The 464-nt window shown below is 75.2% G+C and carries 1 protein-coding gene; it reads right to left on the bottom strand.

Going from position 1 to position 464, the window contains the following annotated elements; translation table 11 throughout:
* Nucleotides 1-464: hypothetical protein (locus tag AC066S_RS39265; protein WP_478271973.1), on the bottom strand; the 464-nt coding region annotated here is incomplete at both ends.

Genomic DNA, 464 nt, shown 5'->3' with positions numbered 1-464 from the left:
GGCCTTGCCCGCGTCGGGCGTGGCGCTGCGCGCCAGCAGGTAGAGCTCGGCGGAGCCGGCGTAGTCCGACTGGCCGAGCGCCTCCTTGGCGGCGCGCTCGTAGAGCTGGGCCGCCTCGCGCGGGTCGGAGGCTTCCTCGGCCATCCGGCGCGTCATCGCGGCGCCGAGCACCCGGTCCTGCAGTTCCGCGGCGCGGCGGGTGAGGAGCACGCGGCGCTCCAGCGGCCAGGGCTCCGCGGACAGCACGCGCAGCTGCCGCAGCAGGTCCTCGCGCATCGCCTTGCGGTAGGTGGCCTCGCGCTCGGGCGTGCGCTGGTAATCGGTGTACGACAGCTCCCAGAGCGCCCAGAGGGCGTCGCGGTGGATCTGCGGATCGGGCGAATCCAGCGCGGGCTGCAGCGTGGCTCGTGCGTCCGCCATCTGGCCGACGGCGATCTGGCGCTGCGCGAGCAGCAGCCGCAGCC

This window comes from Bradyrhizobium sp. CFUWI, assembly GCF_056429085.1.
Note: the sequence above shows the minus strand (reverse complement) of the source record. Positions and strands in the feature narration are given on the sequence as shown.